This is a genomic window from Pseudomonas sp. Hz4, assembly GCF_054898165.1.
This window is the reverse complement of record NZ_CM142719.1, coordinates 2,582,334-2,598,676: the sequence shown is the minus strand read 5'-3', so window position 1 is coordinate 2,598,676 and position 16,343 is coordinate 2,582,334. Positions and strand designations below refer to the sequence as shown.

13 protein-coding genes are annotated in these 16,343 nt (G+C 60.5%); 6 read left to right on the top strand and 7 right to left on the bottom strand.

What is annotated here, in order from left to right; genetic code table 11:
* Window positions 1-2 precede the first annotated feature (2 nt).
* The 4 genes from ACYZTR_RS11875 to ACYZTR_RS11860 form a co-directional block, all read right to left on the bottom strand.
* Window positions 3-1,220 carry a mandelate racemase/muconate lactonizing enzyme family protein gene (locus tag ACYZTR_RS11875; RefSeq protein WP_046046632.1) on the bottom strand — a complete coding sequence of 406 codons (1,218 nt, stop codon included), beginning with the start codon at window positions 1,218-1,220 and terminating at the stop codon, window positions 3-5.
* 13 nt (window positions 1,221-1,233) lie between these two features.
* Window positions 1,234-2,556 (bottom strand): MFS transporter, encoded by a 1,323-nt coding sequence (locus ACYZTR_RS11870; protein WP_461979002.1) that lies wholly within the window; start codon window positions 2,554-2,556, stop codon window positions 1,234-1,236.
* A gap of 83 nt (window positions 2,557-2,639) precedes the next feature.
* Entirely contained in the window at window positions 2,640-4,064 is a 1,425-nt protein-coding gene (gene aldA, locus ACYZTR_RS11865) for an aldehyde dehydrogenase (protein WP_461979676.1), read from the bottom strand.
* 153 nt (window positions 4,065-4,217) lie between these two features.
* Window positions 4,218-5,150, bottom strand: a complete 933-nt coding sequence (locus ACYZTR_RS11860; RefSeq protein ID WP_461979000.1) for a LysR substrate-binding domain-containing protein — start codon at window positions 5,148-5,150, stop codon at window positions 4,218-4,220.
* Between the two features lie 382 nt (window positions 5,151-5,532).
* Between ACYZTR_RS11860 and ACYZTR_RS11855 the strand changes: the two genes are divergently transcribed.
* The 6 genes from ACYZTR_RS11855 (at window position 5,533) to ACYZTR_RS11830 (ending at window position 13,049) form a co-directional block, all read left to right on the top strand.
* Window positions 5,533-7,176: an ABC transporter substrate-binding protein gene (locus tag ACYZTR_RS11855; protein WP_461978998.1), complete on the top strand. Its 1,644-nt coding sequence runs from the start codon at window positions 5,533-5,535 to the stop codon at window positions 7,174-7,176.
* A 76-nt stretch (window positions 7,177-7,252) separates the two neighbouring features.
* Window positions 7,253-8,206, top strand: coding sequence for an ABC transporter permease (locus ACYZTR_RS11850; RefSeq protein WP_461978996.1), 954 nt, complete (start codon window positions 7,253-7,255; stop codon window positions 8,204-8,206).
* A complete protein-coding gene (locus tag ACYZTR_RS11845; RefSeq protein WP_461978994.1) occupies window positions 8,203-9,039 on the top strand; it encodes an ABC transporter permease in 837 nt (278 codons plus the stop codon). The genes ACYZTR_RS11850 and ACYZTR_RS11845 overlap by 4 nt, the downstream gene beginning before the upstream one ends.
* A 2-nt stretch (window positions 9,040-9,041) precedes the next feature.
* Window positions 9,042-10,691 (top strand): dipeptide ABC transporter ATP-binding protein, encoded by a 1,650-nt coding sequence (locus ACYZTR_RS11840; RefSeq protein WP_461978992.1) that lies wholly within the window; start codon window positions 9,042-9,044, stop codon window positions 10,689-10,691.
* A 170-nt stretch (window positions 10,692-10,861) separates the two neighbouring features.
* A complete protein-coding gene (locus tag ACYZTR_RS11835) occupies window positions 10,862-11,968 on the top strand; it encodes a hypothetical protein (RefSeq protein WP_461979674.1) in 1,107 nt (368 codons plus the stop codon).
* Window positions 11,969-12,173: 205 nt separating this feature from the next.
* Window positions 12,174-13,049 carry a LysR substrate-binding domain-containing protein gene (locus tag ACYZTR_RS11830; RefSeq protein ID WP_461978990.1) on the top strand — a complete coding sequence of 292 codons (876 nt, stop codon included), beginning with the start codon at window positions 12,174-12,176 and terminating at the stop codon, window positions 13,047-13,049.
* Between the two features lie 50 nt (window positions 13,050-13,099).
* Here ACYZTR_RS11830 and ACYZTR_RS11825 read toward each other — a convergent pair whose 3' ends face one another.
* Genes ACYZTR_RS11825 through fae form a run of 3 tightly spaced genes read right to left on the bottom strand, consistent with a single transcriptional unit; the run spans window position 13,100 to window position 16,087 of the window.
* A complete protein-coding gene (locus ACYZTR_RS11825; protein WP_461978988.1) occupies window positions 13,100-14,533 on the bottom strand; it encodes an NAD-dependent succinate-semialdehyde dehydrogenase in 1,434 nt (477 codons plus the stop codon).
* Window positions 14,530-15,564, bottom strand: coding sequence for an aldo/keto reductase (locus ACYZTR_RS11820; protein WP_461978986.1), 1,035 nt, complete (start codon window positions 15,562-15,564; stop codon window positions 14,530-14,532). The genes ACYZTR_RS11825 and ACYZTR_RS11820 overlap by 4 nt, the downstream gene beginning before the upstream one ends.
* A gap of 10 nt (window positions 15,565-15,574) precedes the next feature.
* Entirely contained in the window at window positions 15,575-16,087 is a 513-nt protein-coding gene (gene fae / locus ACYZTR_RS11815) for a formaldehyde-activating enzyme (RefSeq protein ID WP_461978984.1), read from the bottom strand.
* Window positions 16,088-16,343: the final 256 nt, after the last annotated feature.

Genomic DNA, 16,343 nt, shown 5'->3' with positions numbered 1-16,343 from the left:
CGTCAGCCTCTGGCTGGCGATGTGTCTTTGACGTCAGCCGGGGTTGGCGCCATTTGCAGGTGCAGGCGCTCGCCGGTATACGGCGAATGCTTGCGCACCACATCCATGTTCAGCTCCACCCCCAGTCCCGGCTCGGTGGACGGGATGATGTAGCCGTCCTCCCATTGCAACGGTTTGGTCAGGACTTCGGCATGGAAACCGCCCCAGGTCATGATGCTTTCCTGGATCAGGAAGTTCGGCGTACACGTGGCCAATTGGAAACTCGCCGCTGCGCCAATCGGCCCGTTGTAGAGGTGCGGGGCGATCTGCGCGTAATAGGCTTCGGCCATGCTGGCGATTTTCTTGGCTTCCAGCAGACCGCCACAGCGGGCCACGTTCATCTGCAAAATCGACGCACCGCCAGCCTGCAACAGCTTGAAGAACTCGTACTTGGTGGTCAGCCGTTCGCCGGTGGCAATCGGGATGCTGGTTTTGGCCGCGACTTGCGCCATGGCCTCTTCCTGACCCGGCGGCACCGGTTCTTCGAACCACAGCGGATCGTATTTCTCCAGGCGCTTGGCCAAGCGGATCGCCGAGGACGGCACCATTTGCCCGTGGGTGCCAAACAGCAAATCGCACTTGTCGCCCACCGCTTCGCGGATTTTGCGGCAGAAGGTTTCGCAACGCTCCAGCACTTCCAGCGAGATCTGGTGCCCGGAGTACGCGGTGTAAGGCCCGGCCGGGTCAAACTTCACGGCGGTGAAGCCTTTGTTCATGTTCTCGATGGCGCATTCGGCGGCCAGGTCCGGGTCGTCGTAGTCGTACTCGCCTTTGCTGTTGACCGGGTACAGGTAGGTGTAGGAACGCAGGCGTTCATTGACCTTGCCGCCCAGCAGTTCATACACCGGCTTGTTCGCCGCTTTGCCAATGATGTCCCAGCACGCCATCTCCAGACCACTGACCACGCCCATCATTGTCAGGTCCGGACGCTGGGTGAAACCGCTCGAATAGGCCTGACGGAAGAAGCGTTCGATGTGGTGAGGATCGTGATTGAGCAGGTAGCGTTCGAACACGTCTTCGATGATCGGCAGCATGGCTTTGGGGCCGAAGGTTGCGGCGTAGATTTCGCCCACGCCTTCGATGCCGCAATCGGTCTTGAGCTTGACGAACAGCCAGTACATGCCGCCGATGTGCGGTGGCGGTACGGCAACGATATGGGTTTCAAGGGCGACGATTTTCATCTCAGGCACCTGTTTAATTCAAAGAAGTCTTGATCAAAGATTGACGGTTGATACGAGCGCGCAAGGTCAGGGCCGCGAGGATCCCGAGCAGGCCGACGAAGGCGATGTAGCCGAAATACAGCTTGTAACCAAAGGCACCGGGGAAATGTTCGGTGAGGTAGCCGTTGATCAAGGGAATGAAAGCATCCGGCAGGTAACCGACCACCGAGACAATGCCGATGGCCAGGCCGGTGATGCGCAGCGGAATATTGCAGGTGTCGAGGATCGCCCAGTACAAGCCGCGAATGGCGTAGGTCATCAAACCGATGAAAATCACCGTGCCAATCAGCAGGCCCATGCTGTTGAGTGCCGGGAACACGATCAGGCCGACCATCGCCAATGTCGCCAAAAACAGCGCCACGATCAGCACCGAAATGTTCGAGAACTTGTCACCCAGCCAGCCACCGCCGATACCGCCGATCGGGCGCATCCACAATTTTATGGTGGTGATGGTGCCGGCCATGACCGCGGTCATGCCGCCGCCTTGCAGGTAATCGGAGAAGCTGTAGGTGGCCCAGAAGATGTGATAGCCGCAGAACACGATGGCCGTTACCAGCCACAGCTCAGGAATTTTCACCAACGTAGTCAGGTCGCTGAGCAAGTTGTATTTGCCCTTCTCCACCGCCGCCGTGTCTTCCATCGACTTCGGGTCCTTGATCAGCACCAGCACGCAGCCGATGGCGATACAGGTGAAGGCGTACAGGTAGACCACGTGCTTGAAGCCTTCGGCGGCTGACTCGCCACGGGTTTCGGTGGCGAAGGCGAAAAGACCGAGAGCAACCGTCGCCAGCAGGGCTTCCACCAGGCCGCGACCGCCGTCGAGTATGCCAAAGAACCGGCCCTGTTCAGTGTGATGGGCAATCATCTTCACCCGCTTGAGCACCGAGGCCCAGAACGTCAGGCCAGTGGTCAGGCCCCAGCAACCGAAGATGATCATCAAACCGGTCATCGACGGCGCCGTGGAATACCAAAGCCCCAGGGCTCCGGTGGCCACCAGCGAAAAGAAAATCAGGAACCGTGGTGCAATCCGGTCCGCCAGCCAGCCGCTCGGCAAGTAGCTGAGCAGGAAAATCGTCCCCAGCATCGAGTACAGATAACCCAGCTCGCTGTGGTTGATCTGGAACACTTCGAGCATGGTGGTCTGGTAGACCTGACGCAGGTACAGGATCGGGTAGATCGCCCCGGCGGCCAGCACCAATAACATCAACTGGACATAGCGACTTCCCTTGTCACTGTGGCTTTTCGCACCCGCGTTCGAACCCTGAACAGCGGCAACAGTGGTTGCAGGCTTGGACATCTGTGAGACCTCGGGCAGCCGGTGGTCCGGGTGCCCCAAATAATTGTTTTTATGGGTGTGGCGTGAGGCGTGGTGCGGGTGGATCAATACTTCATGACGACCAGACGGGTCTGGGTAAATTCGAGCATGCCGTGCTTGCCGTCATCGCCGCCCAGACCGGAACGTTTCCAGCCGGCGTGGAAGCCCTGATACGGGTCGGCCGGGGTCCGATTGACGTACAACTCGCCGGCCTCGATGGCGTTGGCGACTTTCATGGTGGTGCGGTAATTCTCGGTGTACAGCACCGAGGACAGACCGAACTGATGATCGTTGGCCATGGCCAGCGCTTCGTCGATGTCGCGGTACTTGAGCACCGGCAGCACCGGGCCGAAGATTTCTTCCTGGATGATTTCCATGTCCTGGCGGCAGTTGCTGAGCAGCGTCGGCGGGTAAAAATGACCGTTGCCTTGCGGGATAAAACCGCCTGTTTCCAGTACAGCACCGTCGGCGACGGCGCGCTCGACCATGGCGTGGATGTTCTGTTGCGAACTGGCGTTGACCAACGGGCCCATCAGGCTGGCGTCGGTGGCGCGGTCGCCGAACTTCACTGCGCTGATCTTGGCTTTAAGCAGCGCGAGGAATTGTTCGTAGACGCTTTCCTGCACATAGACCCGCTCCACCGCCGTGCACAACTGGCCGCAATGGGTGGTCTTGGAGGCCACGATTGCGCTGGCGGCGGCTTCAAGGTCGGCGTCAGCTTCAATGATCGCCGGGGTTTTACCGCCCAGCTCGAGCGATGGCTTGGCGATGTTGGCCTTGCAATAGTCGAGCACGATGCGCCCGGCGTTGACGCTGCCGGTCAGGGTGATCAAACCGACGGCCTTGTGGGTGCAAACCGCTGCGGCCGTGGCGTGGTCCATGGTCAGGATATTCACGACACCCGCCGGCAAACCGGATTGCTGCACAGCCTTGGCGATTTCAAATGCCGAGGTCGGGGTGTTGTTGCTCGGGCGTACCACCACGGTGTTGCCGGCAATCAGCGCCGGGGCGATTTTGCGCAGCAAGGTGTAGACCGGATAGTTGAACGGTATCAGGCAGGCGACCACGCCAATCGGCTCGCGGTGCAGGAAGAGGTTTTCGTTCGGGGTGTCGCTGGGAATAATCTCGCCTTCGATCCGGCGCGCCCACTCGGCGTGGTAACGGGTGATCTGCGCGGCGTAACGGGCTTCGTTGCTGGCATCGACAACGCTCTTGCCGGATTCGGCGGCCAGCGCTGCACCGATATTTTCGGCACAGGCTTCAAGGGCGTCGGCGAATGAACGCAAGTGTTCGGCGCGTTCGATGCTCGTGAGCTTGCCCCAGACCTTCTGGGCAGCGGCGGCGGCATCGACAGCTGCGGTGGCTTCAGCGGTGGTGGCCGCTGAAACCTGGCCGACCAAGGCTTCGGTCGCCGGGTTGTAGACTGCAATCAGCGCATCGCTGGCAGGCTCAATGAAGTGACCGTTTACAAAGTTTCGCTCGAGTCGCATGTGCATCGCCCATCGTTGTTTTTATCCAGTTCCCCAGTCTTGGCATCCTGGGCGGGTTGAACAAACGATTTATTGAACGGGGGAACATTCGAAAATTGCACGTTACCCGCGAACGACATCAAGTTCCCTGTTCCACATGGGTTTTGGGGGAGATTAGTGGGCGGCGGTGGAGGGTTCGAGCTGGCGTTGCGCCAACCAGATTTCCTCCTGCAACCACTGGCTGAACACCTGCAATTGCGGCATCAAGGTCTGCTCCGGCCGGGTCACCAGCCAGTAGGATTGATGCCCTTCCACGTGCACGTTCAGCACCTGGGTCAACTGCCCGCTGGCCAGCTCCGGGGCGACCATGTGCCAGTCGGCAATGGTGATGCCCAAACCGTCGGTGGCCGCGCGGATCGCCAGGTCCAGCAGGTCGAATTCATAACCGCCCTGGGTGTCGACGCCGCTGATTTTCGCCGCGTCGAGCCAGTGTTTCCAGGTCAGGTAGCGCTGGTCTTCCCGGGCCAGCACATGCAGCAGGGTCAGGCGATTGAGGTCAATGCCGCCCTCGCTCCATTCCCGGGCATACAACGACGGCGCACACACCGCGATATGCCGCTCCTGGATCAGCAGCGAGCTGTCCAGCCCATCCCATTCGCCATCGCCGAACCGGATCGCGCAGTCCAGGGTGCTGGTTTCCGCCAGGCTGTCCTGCAAACGGGTGGTGATGCTCAGTTCCAGTTCCGGGTGCTTCTCCCGCAGCCGTCCGAGGCGCGGCATCAACCAGCGACTGGTGAAGGTTGGCGGCGCGTTGATGTGCAGGCGATTGGCGTGGGATTTCTGCTGGATGCTGCGCACCGTCAGCTCGATCTTGTCAAAGGATTGATGCAGCGCCCGCAGCAACACCCGACCGGCGCTGGTCAGTTCGAGGTGATGATGCCGGCGCTCCAGCAAGTTCTCGCCGAGCTGTTCTTCGAGCTGACGTACCTGCCGACTGACTGCACTCTGGGTGACATTGAGCAACTCCGCCGCCCGGGTAAAGCTGCCGGTGCTGCCGGCCACTTCGAAGGCTTTGAGCGCATTGAGCGCGGGCATTTTGCGTTTCATGAAGATTACTCGCGCAGGGGCTGACGAGCGCCAAGCATCCCACGGCTTGCGGGAAATTTCCTGAGTAACATGCATTTTTGTGTTATGCAGGACGATTTGTGTGGTCTGGCCTGATTTGGCTTTGAGTGGGAGCGAGCTTGCTCGCGATAGCGGTGTGTCAGTCAAATCAATGTCGACTGATACGCCGCCATCGCGAGCAAGCTCGCTCCCACAGTTGACCTCATTGGCCGATGACGGGCCGTCTAATTCAAGCCCCGGCCTTCCCTGCGTTCAGTAACATGCTTTTATCGAACGTTTGCGCGTTGAATTTATCGTTTGTCGATCTTTACGCCCATGACAAAACTGCGGCCATCTCAAATAAAAACAACATGAGAGCTGCCCCATGCCCCATCTCGACGAGCTAACAACTCTGGACGGCGCCCTGCCGCATCCAGCAGTCACCGACCTGTGCACCCAAGTCAAAACTGGCGAGATCAACCGTCGCCAGTTCCTGCGTACCGCCGCGCTGCTGGGCATCACCGCTGCCAGCGCCAGCACCTTCCTCGGTTCCGCCCTGCTGGGTAACTCGGCCCGCGCCGCCGAGGCCGTGCCGCCGCGCCAGGGCGGCACGCTGCGGTTTGCCTGCGCCATTCAGGAAATCCAGGACCCGATGCTGATCACCTGGATCGAAGCCTCGAACCTGCTGCGCAACTCGCTGGAATACCTGACCTGGGTCGACGCCGACAACATCACACACCCGTACCTGGCCGAGAGCTGGAGCCCGTCCGACGACCTGAAGACCTGGACTTTCAACCTGCGTCAGGACGTGAAGTGGAGCAACGGCGACACCTTCAACGTCGAGGACGTGCAGCACAACATCGAGCGCTGGATTGCCGCCGACTCGAAGTCGGTCAACCGCACCGCATTCCAGGACATTACGGCCTTCGAAAAAGTCAGCGACTTCCAGTTCCGCCTGGTGCTCAAGCGGCCGATGCTGGCGATTCCGGAAATGCTCAACGCCTTCACCTGCGCGATCGTTCACCGCAGCTTCAAGGCCGGTGACGACTGGGCGAAAAACCCGCTGGGCACCGGGCCATTCAAACTGGTGTCGTTCGCGGTCAACAAGCAAGCGACCTTCGCCAAGCGTGCCGATTACTGGCGCAAACCGGCCAACCTCGACGAGTTGCGCTACGTCGACATGGGCACCGATATTTCCACCCACCTCGCCGCGTTGCAGGCTGGCCAAGTAGACGTGCTGTACCGGGTAACGGTCGCCGAACTCGACCTGGCCAAACGCTTGCCGGGTGCGCAGTTGCTGACCTGCAAATCAGCGCAAACCATTGTCATGCGCATGGCCTGCGACCAGAAGCCGTTCGACGACGTGCGGATCCGCAAAGCGGTGGTGCTCTGCGCCGACAACGCGCAGATGCTGAAAATCGCCTATCGCGGCATGGGCACCTTGGGCGAAGACCACCACGTCGCCCCGTCCCACCCGGAATACTTCCCGTTGCCCAAACGCGCTCGTGACGTGGCCGGCGCGAAGAAACTCCTCGCTGAAGCCGGGCATCCGAACGGCATCGACATCGACTTGATCGTCGGCAACACCCAGGGCCGCTACGAACAGGATTGCGCCCAGATCCTGCAACAAAACTGCGCCGAGGCCGGCATCCGCATAAATCTCAAAGTGATCCCGGCCACCCAGTACTGGCCGATCTGGGACAAAGCCGCGTTCAGCCTCACCTATTGGGCGCATCGCCCGTTGGGCGTGATGTCGCTGGAATTGGCCTACCGCAGCGGCGCGGCCTGGAACGAAAGCCATTACAGCGACCCGGCTTTCGATGCCGCGCTGGATAAGGCCATGGGCATCATCGACCCGAAACAACGGGCCCTAGCGATGCAAAGCGTTGAGCAAATCCTGCAAGACGCCTGCGTCATGGTGCAGCCGTTCTGGGGCGACAAGTTCACTGCCGCGAGCAAAAAGGTCCAGGGCTTCCAGGTTCACCCGTCGGACTTCTACCCAATGGATGAAGTCTGGCTGAGCGCCTGACTCAAGCGCCCCCAACCAGGCTCGCCCACTGCGGTGCGGCGGGCCGTCATCCCTTGATTAGCCGGAGCGTGCGAGCATGGCTGAATTTCTATTGCGCAAGCTATTGGCGCTGGCGGCAACCTTGCTGTCAGTGTCGGTAATCGTGTTCCTGGCCCTGGAGCTGAACATCGAGGACGTCGCAATCAACGTCCTCGGCCCCTACTCCGCCGCCGACCAACGCGCCGCGTGGCTGGTGGAACACGGTTACAACCAACCCTTTGTCTGGCGTTATCTGGTGTGGCTGAAGGATTTTCTCAGCGGCGACTGGGGCACCTCGGTGCATTTTCGTACTCCTGTGATTGACCTGCTACTGCCGAACCTCGGGCAAACGTTGATCCTCGCCGGGCTGGCCTTGCTGGTGATGGTGCCCGTGGCGTTGACCCTTGGCATCCTGGCCGGCATTCGCCAGGGTTCGGCGGTGGATCGGCTGGTGTCGTTTCTGTCGATCGTCACCACCTCGATCCCGGACTTCGCCAGCGCGGTGTTTGTCTCGGCGATCTTCGTGTTCTGGCTCAACTGGCTGCCGGGCGTGAGCCGCATGAGCGACGGTTTCAACCCCGTGGAACTGGCGCTGCCGCTGATGGTGCTCTGCCTGTTCGGCATCGGTTATCTGGCCCGGATCACCCGCGCCTCGATGGTCGAAGTGATGCAGGCGCCGTACATCCGCACCGCCCGCCTCAAAGGCGCGTCCACCTCACGCATCGTGCTGCGTCATGCCCTGCGCAACGTACTGATCGCGCCGATCACCGTGATCATGTTGTACATCCCCTGGTTGCTGTCGAACGTGATCGTGGTCGAGGTGTTCTTCGCCTACAAAGGCTTCGGTTCGCTGCTCTACACCGCGTCGTTGAACCATGACGTCTACCTGATCGAAGCCTGCGCGATGATTAGCGGCATCGTCGTCGGCGCGACCAAAATCTTCTCGGACCTGGCCTACACCTGGCTCAACCCGCGCATCACCTTGCGCAGTCTTGGCGGAGGCGGCCAATGAACGTCCTCACTTCGTTCAAACACCCCTTGGCGTTGCTCGGTTTGCTGCTGGTCGGCGGCTGGGTGGTGATGGCGCTGTTCGCGCCGTGGCTGGCGCCCCACGATCCACTGGAAAGCTTCACGCCGTTGCTGACGCCGATGAGCCCGGATGGCAACGGCCTGAGTTTCCTGCTGGGGACTGACATGATCGGCCGGGACATTCTTTCTCGGCTGATCTGGGGCACGCGCACGGTGTTGTTCTGGTCGATCCTCGCGACGCTGACCGCATTCGCCGTCGGCATCGCCATGGGCCTGTGCGCCGGTTACTTCAATGGCTGGGTCGATGGGTTGCTGTCGTATGTCGCGGACACCGTGCTGTCGTTTCCGGTGCTGGTGCTGTACATCGTGATCATCATCGCCCTGGGCGCCTCGGCGCTGAATATCCTGATCGCGGTGACCTTCACCAGCGCCCCGGCGATCTTCCGGATCATGCGCGCACTGACCATCGACATTCGATCCCGGGACTACGTGCTCAGCGCCATCACCCAGGGCGAAGGGTCGCTGCGGATCATGCTGGTGGAAATCCTGCCTAACTGCGGCGGCCCGTTGATCGTCGATTTCTGCCTGCGCATCGGCTACACCGCGATCATGATCGGCGCCCTCGGCTTCCTCGGCCTCGGCCTGCCACCGCCAACCCCGGACTGGGGCGGCATGATCAACGAAGGCCGCAGCATGGCCATCGCCTTCCCGCACCTGGTGATCTTCCCGTGCATTGCCATCTCCACCCTGATGCTGGGCCTGAGCCTGTTGGCGGACGGTCTGGACGAACACGCCCAGAAAGGCACAAGGAGTTGAGCATGAGTCAGCAACAGAACTTGCAACAGGTGCTGCGAGTGGAGAATCTCTCTATCGAACTGCCTGCCGGCGCCGACCGCAGTCATGCCGTCAAAGGCATCAGCCTCGACGTGCGCAAGGGTGAAATTCTCTGCGTGATCGGCGAGTCAGGTTCCGGCAAATCGGTGCTTTCGGCGGCGATCATGGGTGATTACGCCAAGGGACTGCGGCACAGCGGAGGGGTGATCGATTTCTTTGGCGATGACATCTGTCAGATGGACGAACACACGTTGCGCAAGTTGCGTGGCAACCGCATCGCGATGATTTTCCAGGAACCGATGGCGGCGCTGAACCCGGCAATTCGCATCGGTCAGCAGGTCGAGGAAATCTTCGACATTCACGCACCGACCATGCCCGCCGCCGAGCGCCGGGAACGCATGCTAGCCCTGCTCGACTCGACCCAATTGCCCGACCCGCCACTGATCGCCAACAGCTTTCCCCATCAACTCTCCGGCGGCCAATGCCAACGGGTGGTGATTGCCATGGCATTGGCGATGAACCCGGACTTATTGATTGCCGACGAACCGACCACCGCACTGGACGTGACCACTCAAGCCCAGGTGCTGAAACTGGTGTGCGACCTGCGCGGTCGCGGACAGCACGGCATTCTGTTCATCACCCACGACTTCAGCGTGGTGGCGCAAATCGCTGATCGCATCGCCGTCATGGAGGGCGGCGTGCTGGTGGAAATCGGTGAGTGCGATCAAGTGCTCAATGCGCCGAAACACCCGTACACCCGCAAGTTGATCGCCGCCGTGCCGGCGCTGCATCCCGAATTGCACGCACCGTGTGCCGAGGGTGAGTTGGCGTTGCGCATAGAACATCTGACCAAAACCTACAACGTCGGTGGCCGTTTAGTGCCGGCGCTCAAGGATGTGTCGCTGCGATTGCCTCGGGGAAAGACCCTGGCGATTGTAGGCGAGTCCGGCTCAGGCAAAAGCACGTTGGTAAAAGCCGCGATTCGGCTGGTAGAAAGTGATAGCGGTCATGTCTGGGTCGGTGACACGGACTTCCTCGCGTTGCGCGGTTCGGCGCTGGCGGCCAATCGGCGGCGGATCCAGATGATTTTTCAGGACCCTTACGGCTCGCTCAATCCGCGCCATCGAATCGGCGACATCATCGCCCGCGCGGCGCAACTGCGCGGGTTATCGGCCAAGGATGCGTGGACCGAGGCCGGCGATTTACTGGAGCAAGTCGGGCTCAAACGCGATGCGCTCAAGCGCAAGCCGCGGCAGTTCTCCGGCGGCCAGCGCCAGCGCATCGGCATCGCCCGGGCCCTGGCGATGCGTCCGCAAGTGTTGATCGCCGATGAAAGCGTCTCGGCGCTGGATGTCTCGGTGCAAAAGCAGGTGCTGGAGTTGCTCGCCGAGCTGCAACAGCGCCTCAACCTGAGCATTTTGTTCATCACCCACGACTTGCGCGTGGCGGCGCAGATCAGCGACTACATCGCGGTGATGCACAAGGGCGAAGTGGTGGAATACGGCACGGCGGAGCAGGTGTTGCTGCGACCGCAAAACACCTACACCCAGACCTTGCTGGCGGCAGCACCCGGCGCTTCGGCGATACCGGTGGTATCTGTCGCCGCACCACCGCTGAGGCTGATCCGACCTTAAGCCAACTGACCCCATAACCCTTTCCCCATGCCGCAGCGTTCGCTGCGGCCCGGGCTGCTGTTGCCAACGATAATTAAAAAATCAGGAGTATCACTGTGCGCACAACGACCCCTCTTGCGGTCCGTTCCATCGCTCTAATTGCGCTGCTCGGCGCCTTCGCGGCCCCGGCCATGGCGGTGCAGGTCAGCGACAACCTCGACCTTGGCGGCGCCATTCGGGCGCGTTGGGACTATGACCCGGACCGCGACATCCAGAAGTTTGGCCTGGACACGGTGTTCCTCAGCGCCAAGTACAACTCCGACACCTGGATCGGTGAGGCCCAGTACCGTTTCTACGGACGCTCCTACCCTTACCAGTACACCAAGAACTACGGCGATATCCAATTCGCCAAGTTTGCGTGGGCCGGCTACAAGTTCAACCCCGACCAGCAAGTGCAGGTCGGCCTGAACACGGTGCCGTTCGGTTTGCAGCCCTACTTCGGCAGCACCTTTTACGAAACCCTGGGCAACGTCATCGGCCTGGAAGATGTGCAACAGGTCGGCGCCAAGTACATCCAGCAAAGTGGCGACTGGAATATCCAGGCCGGCTACTACTTGCGCCCGGCGTGGCAAGGCAAAGGCACCAGCAAAGGCGTCACTTACTCCAGCGTGGTGTCCGGGGCCGACAGCTACGTTGGCGATGGCAGCGACAACCAGGAACGCAACACCGTGGTGCTGCGGGTGGCCAAGGCCCTGGACCTGGGGCCGTGGAAATCCGAAGTCGGGATCTCCGGCCTGACCTCGACCCTGCAGAACAAGGACACCGACAACGACGGCCGCCGCAACGCCGTGGCCGTGCACTACCTCGGCAAGAACGGCCCGTGGGGCGTGCAACTGCAAGCGGCGCGGCAACAGATGTCGCCGCGCAACGCCGGCACCGATGAAGTGGTCACCCTCGGCGGTTACGACGGCACCTACAACGTCGCCAGTCGCGGAAATTTGTACGTGGCAGACCTGAGCTACGACGTCGGCGGCAAGTACCTGTTCGACCAGATCAGCGGCGTGAAGCTGTACGCTAACTACAGCGCCTTCGACAAATCCGCCGATGAGTTCAAGACTTCGCAGCGGTTGATCCTGGGCACCTCGTTTTCCTTCAGCAAACTGTGGATCGCGACTGAGTGGCTGTATGGCAAGAATGATCCGTATATCGGTGGCAGCAGCTATACACAGAGTCTGGGGGCTGGGGGTAGTAACCAGTGGGAGAATCAGTTGTACATGAACATTGGGTATTACTTCTGATCCACATTATTTGGCGTTTCTGAAAGCGCCTTCGCGAGCAGAGTATCTACAGATTGAATGAGTAATCTGTGGGAGCGAGCCTGCTCGCGAATAGCCCAAACAACACTTGCATCAGACCCTCCCCAATAGTCAGATAGGCACCATAAAACAATCCAAAAACAATAAACCGACCCGACACCCGAGGCCGGTCCGGAGTCACCCTTTCATGCGTCAACTGCCCTCGCTCAACATGCTGCGCGTCTTTGAAGAAGTTGCGCGTCATCGCAGTTTCAGCCAGGCGGCCCTGGGGCTGAACGTCACCCAAGGCGCGGTCAGCCGTCAGATCAAGCAGCTCGAAGATTATCTCGGTGTGGCGCTGTTCATCCGCACGCCGCAGGGCCTGTCGCTGACCGAAACCGGTCTCGCCCTCTCCCCGCAACTGAGCGATGCCTTCGACCATGTCGAACGCGCTCTGCAAGCGGTGCGCGTACCCAACCTGCGCCAACGCCTGCGCATCGCCGCGCCACCGACCTGGGCCACGCGTTGGTTATCGGCGCACTTGCGCGCGTTCTGCCAACGCTACCCCGACATAAGCTTGAGCGTGACCAACCAGACCGGCCACGACAACCTTGCGGAAATCGACTGCCACATTCGTTTCGGTCTCGAAGCGGCCAGCCACTGCAGCAGTCAGTTGCTGGTGATGGAACGGCACATGGCGGTGGCCAGTCCGGAGTTGTTTATCAATGGCCAACCGCCGGATCTGCGCCAGTTTCCATTGCTGCACATCCTGCACGACGGCAAGCGTTTGAAGGTGTGGGAGAACTGGTTGGCGGCGATGGGCCGTGAGGATATCGATGCCGGTCAAGGGCTGGAATTCAGCACCCTGGATCAGGTGATTCACACGGCGCTGGCCGGTGGCGGGTTGGCGGTGATTGATCGGCAGATGATCGAAAAGGAACTTGCGAATGGCAGCCTGTTGCCGATCACCCCGGTTGAGGTGGTGGGGCCCTATGGTTATTGGCTGGATGTGGCGAATGACAAACTGGGACTGTCGAAGGTGCGGTTGTTTACGGATTGGTTGGGGTTGGTCAGTAATCCATAGAACACCAACGTACCCTGTGGGAGCTCGCTCCCACAGGTACGTTGGTGGGCTTAAAGGCCGCCCATCAACAGGTATTTGATTTCCAGGTAGTCCTCCAGACCGTACTTCGAACCCTCGCGACCGAGGCCCGACTCCTTGATGCCACCGAATGGCGCCACTTCCGTGGAAATGATCCCTTCGTTGATCCCCACCATGCCGGCTTCCAGGCCTTCGGCCATGCGCCAGACCCGGCCAATGTCGCGGCTATAGAAATAAGCCGACAAACCGTACGGCGTGTCATTGGCCCGTTGCAGCACCTCGGCCTCGTCCTTGAAGCGGAAGCACGCGGCCACTGGGCCGAAGGTTTCGTCCTGAGCGATCAGCATGTCGCTGTTGGCTTCGGTGAGGATGGTCGGCTCATAAAAAGTGCCGCCCAGCGCATGGCGACGACCGCCGCACAACAGCTTGGCGCCTTTCTCCAGCGCATCGCCCACATGCAGCTCGACCTTGGCCAGCGCCGCTGCGTTGATCAGCGGACCCTGCTCGGTTTCACCCTCCAGCGCACTGCCCACGCGCATTGCGGCGACCGCCTCGGCGAGCTTGCCGGTGAAGGCTTCGTAGACGCCCTCCTGAATGAAGAAGCGGTTCACGCAGACGCAGGTTTGTCCGGTGTTGCGAAATTTCGAGGCCATCGCGCCTTTCACGGCAGCGTCCAGATCAGCATCGTCGAAGACAATGAACGGCGCGTTGCCGCCCAGTTCCAGCGAGACTTTTTTCAATGTGTCGGCGGCCTGACGCATCAGCAATTTGCCAGTGCGGGTGGAACCGGTGAACGAGAGTTTGCGCACGATGCTGGAGGCTTGCAACGCACCACCGATGGCCACGGCGTCGCCGGAAACGATGTTGAACACACCGGCCGGAATGCCTGCCTGTTCAGCCAGCACCGCCAGGGCGAAGGCCGACAAAGGCGTCTCTTCCGACGGCTTGAGAATCATCGTGCAACCCGCCGCCAGTGCCGGGCCAACCTTGCGGGTGACCATGGCCAGCGGGAAGTTCCACGGGGTGATCGCAGCGACTACACCGATGGCTTCCTTGACCACGATGATCCGCGCATCAGCCTTGTGGCTTGGAATCACGTCGCCGTAAGCGCGTTTGGCTTCTTCAGCGAACCACTCCAGAAAGCTCGCGGCATAGACCACTTCACCCATGGCTTCGGCGAGCGGTTTGCCTTGTTCGCGGCTGAGCAGGGTCGCCAGATCCTTTTGATTGCTCAGCATCAATTCGCTCCAGCGCTTGAGCTTCTGGCTGCGTTCCTTGGCAGTCAACGTGCGCCAGGCTGGCAAAGCGCGGTGGGCGGCGTCGATGGCTCGGTTGGTTTCTTCAGTGCCGGCTTTTTGTACGTCGGTAATCAACTCGCCATTGGCCGGGTTGAACACCGAGTAGGTCGAACCACCGCGGAACCATTGGCCGTCGATGAAGTTGCCGTTGCGGATCAGCGCGCTCATGCCACAGCCTCAGTCAGGTTGAAGCGCTCCAGACCCGGACGGGCCGAACGCAAGATACGTTTGCCGGCGGTGTAATCGTTGATCACGTCGCACGGGGTGTAATTGCGTTCCAGCTCGTAGAGCTCATCTGCATCGAGTTTGGTCTCCAGCGCTGCCAAGGCACTGTCGAACTGTTCTGTGGTGTCGGCGCCCACGAGCATGCAATCCACGCCCGGATGATTGGCGACCCAAGCCTGCGCGATCTGTGCGTTGGACACGCCGCGAGCACGGGCCACGCGTTGCACCGAACGCGCGATCTCGAACGAAGCTTCGTCGCTGTACATCTGCTGAGTAAAAAAGTCGGTCTGGTTGCGAGTCGATTGCACATCACCGGTCAACAACCCGCGAGCCAACGGACTGAACACCGACACGCCCAAACCCTGATCACGGCAGAACGGGATCATCTCGCGTTCTTCTTCGCGGTAGGCGCAGTTCAGTTGCAGCTGCATGTTGATCGGCTTGACCCAGCCATGGCGCTCGCAGGCCACGAGAATTTTAGCCAGTTGCCCGGTGAGCATGGTCGAGACGCCGATGTATCGCGCCTTGCCGGAACGCACGATGTCGTTCATGGCGCTCATGGTTTCTTCGACCGGGGTATTCACATCGAAGTAATGCAGCATGAACACATCGACGTAATCCATGTTCAGACGCTTCAGCGACGCATCGATGCTGTCCATGATGTGCTTGCGCGAATGACCGCTGGCGTTGATCCCGGTGCGAGTGCCGTAGCCGACCTTGGTGGTGATCACCAGGTCTTCGCGACGGGCCAGGCGCTTGACGATGCGCCCCACCACTTCCTCGCCGACACCGGCGGAGTAGAAGTCCGCGAGGTCGATGAAATTCACACCGTTGTCCAGCGCATGCGCGACGATGGGCTCGCTTTTCTTCTCATCGAAGATCCACGGTTTCCAGTCCGGGGTGCCCATGTTCATGGTGCCCAGGCAGAGGCGGGAGACTTGCAGGCCGGAGTTGCCCAAACGAATGTATTGCATGGCGCGGACCTCAGGCTTTTGGGGTGTAGAAAGGGTTGCTGATGTGATTGACCACATCCGCCAGTTGCGCGGTTTCCGGCTTGCCGGTCAACGCCGCACGAATCGCCGTGCGGCAGGCGTTGTAGTTGTTCAGGTAAACCGCATCCAGGTCGTCGCAGGCCGGGTTGACCCAGTTCGCGGTCACGATGGCCCACTCGTCTTCGGCTTCCGGCGGCAAGGTGCCGTCCAGCAGCGCTTCAATCACAGCCTTGGCGATCCCGGCCTGCGACGCGCCCCACGTGGCGTTGCCGTGCAGGTCACTGCTGATCGCGGCTTTGTTGACGTAAAGGGTCATCGGCTTGACCGGAATGTTCGGCTGGGCGATCACCATGAACGGGCAATGCCCTTGGCTTGGCGATGCCAGGCTATTGGCAAACGCCTGCCCTGCCGGGCCGTTGCGCGGACCGACCAGAATGTTGATGTGCGCGGCATTCACGCCAGGGCCTTCGAAGCCTTCACCGATGTACAGGTCGAGTTCTTTCATGAGTTATTACTCTTCAGGGATTTGGGGTTGATCAGAAGTGCACGCGAATCTTGAGGATCACGTGGCAGATGTCGGGGTTCGAAGAGCGCAGCACGGGGCTGGCGAGGACGCGGCAGTGAGGATTAGTCATGGGTGCAAACGCTCTTTTTTGTTGTTGATGAGCTGTGTTTGCGATTTTTTAACACTGGGGGTTTGCGGGGCTGTAACCATTAAAAGTCATGAGGGCATGACTTCAAGTCATACCCCCATTTGACGG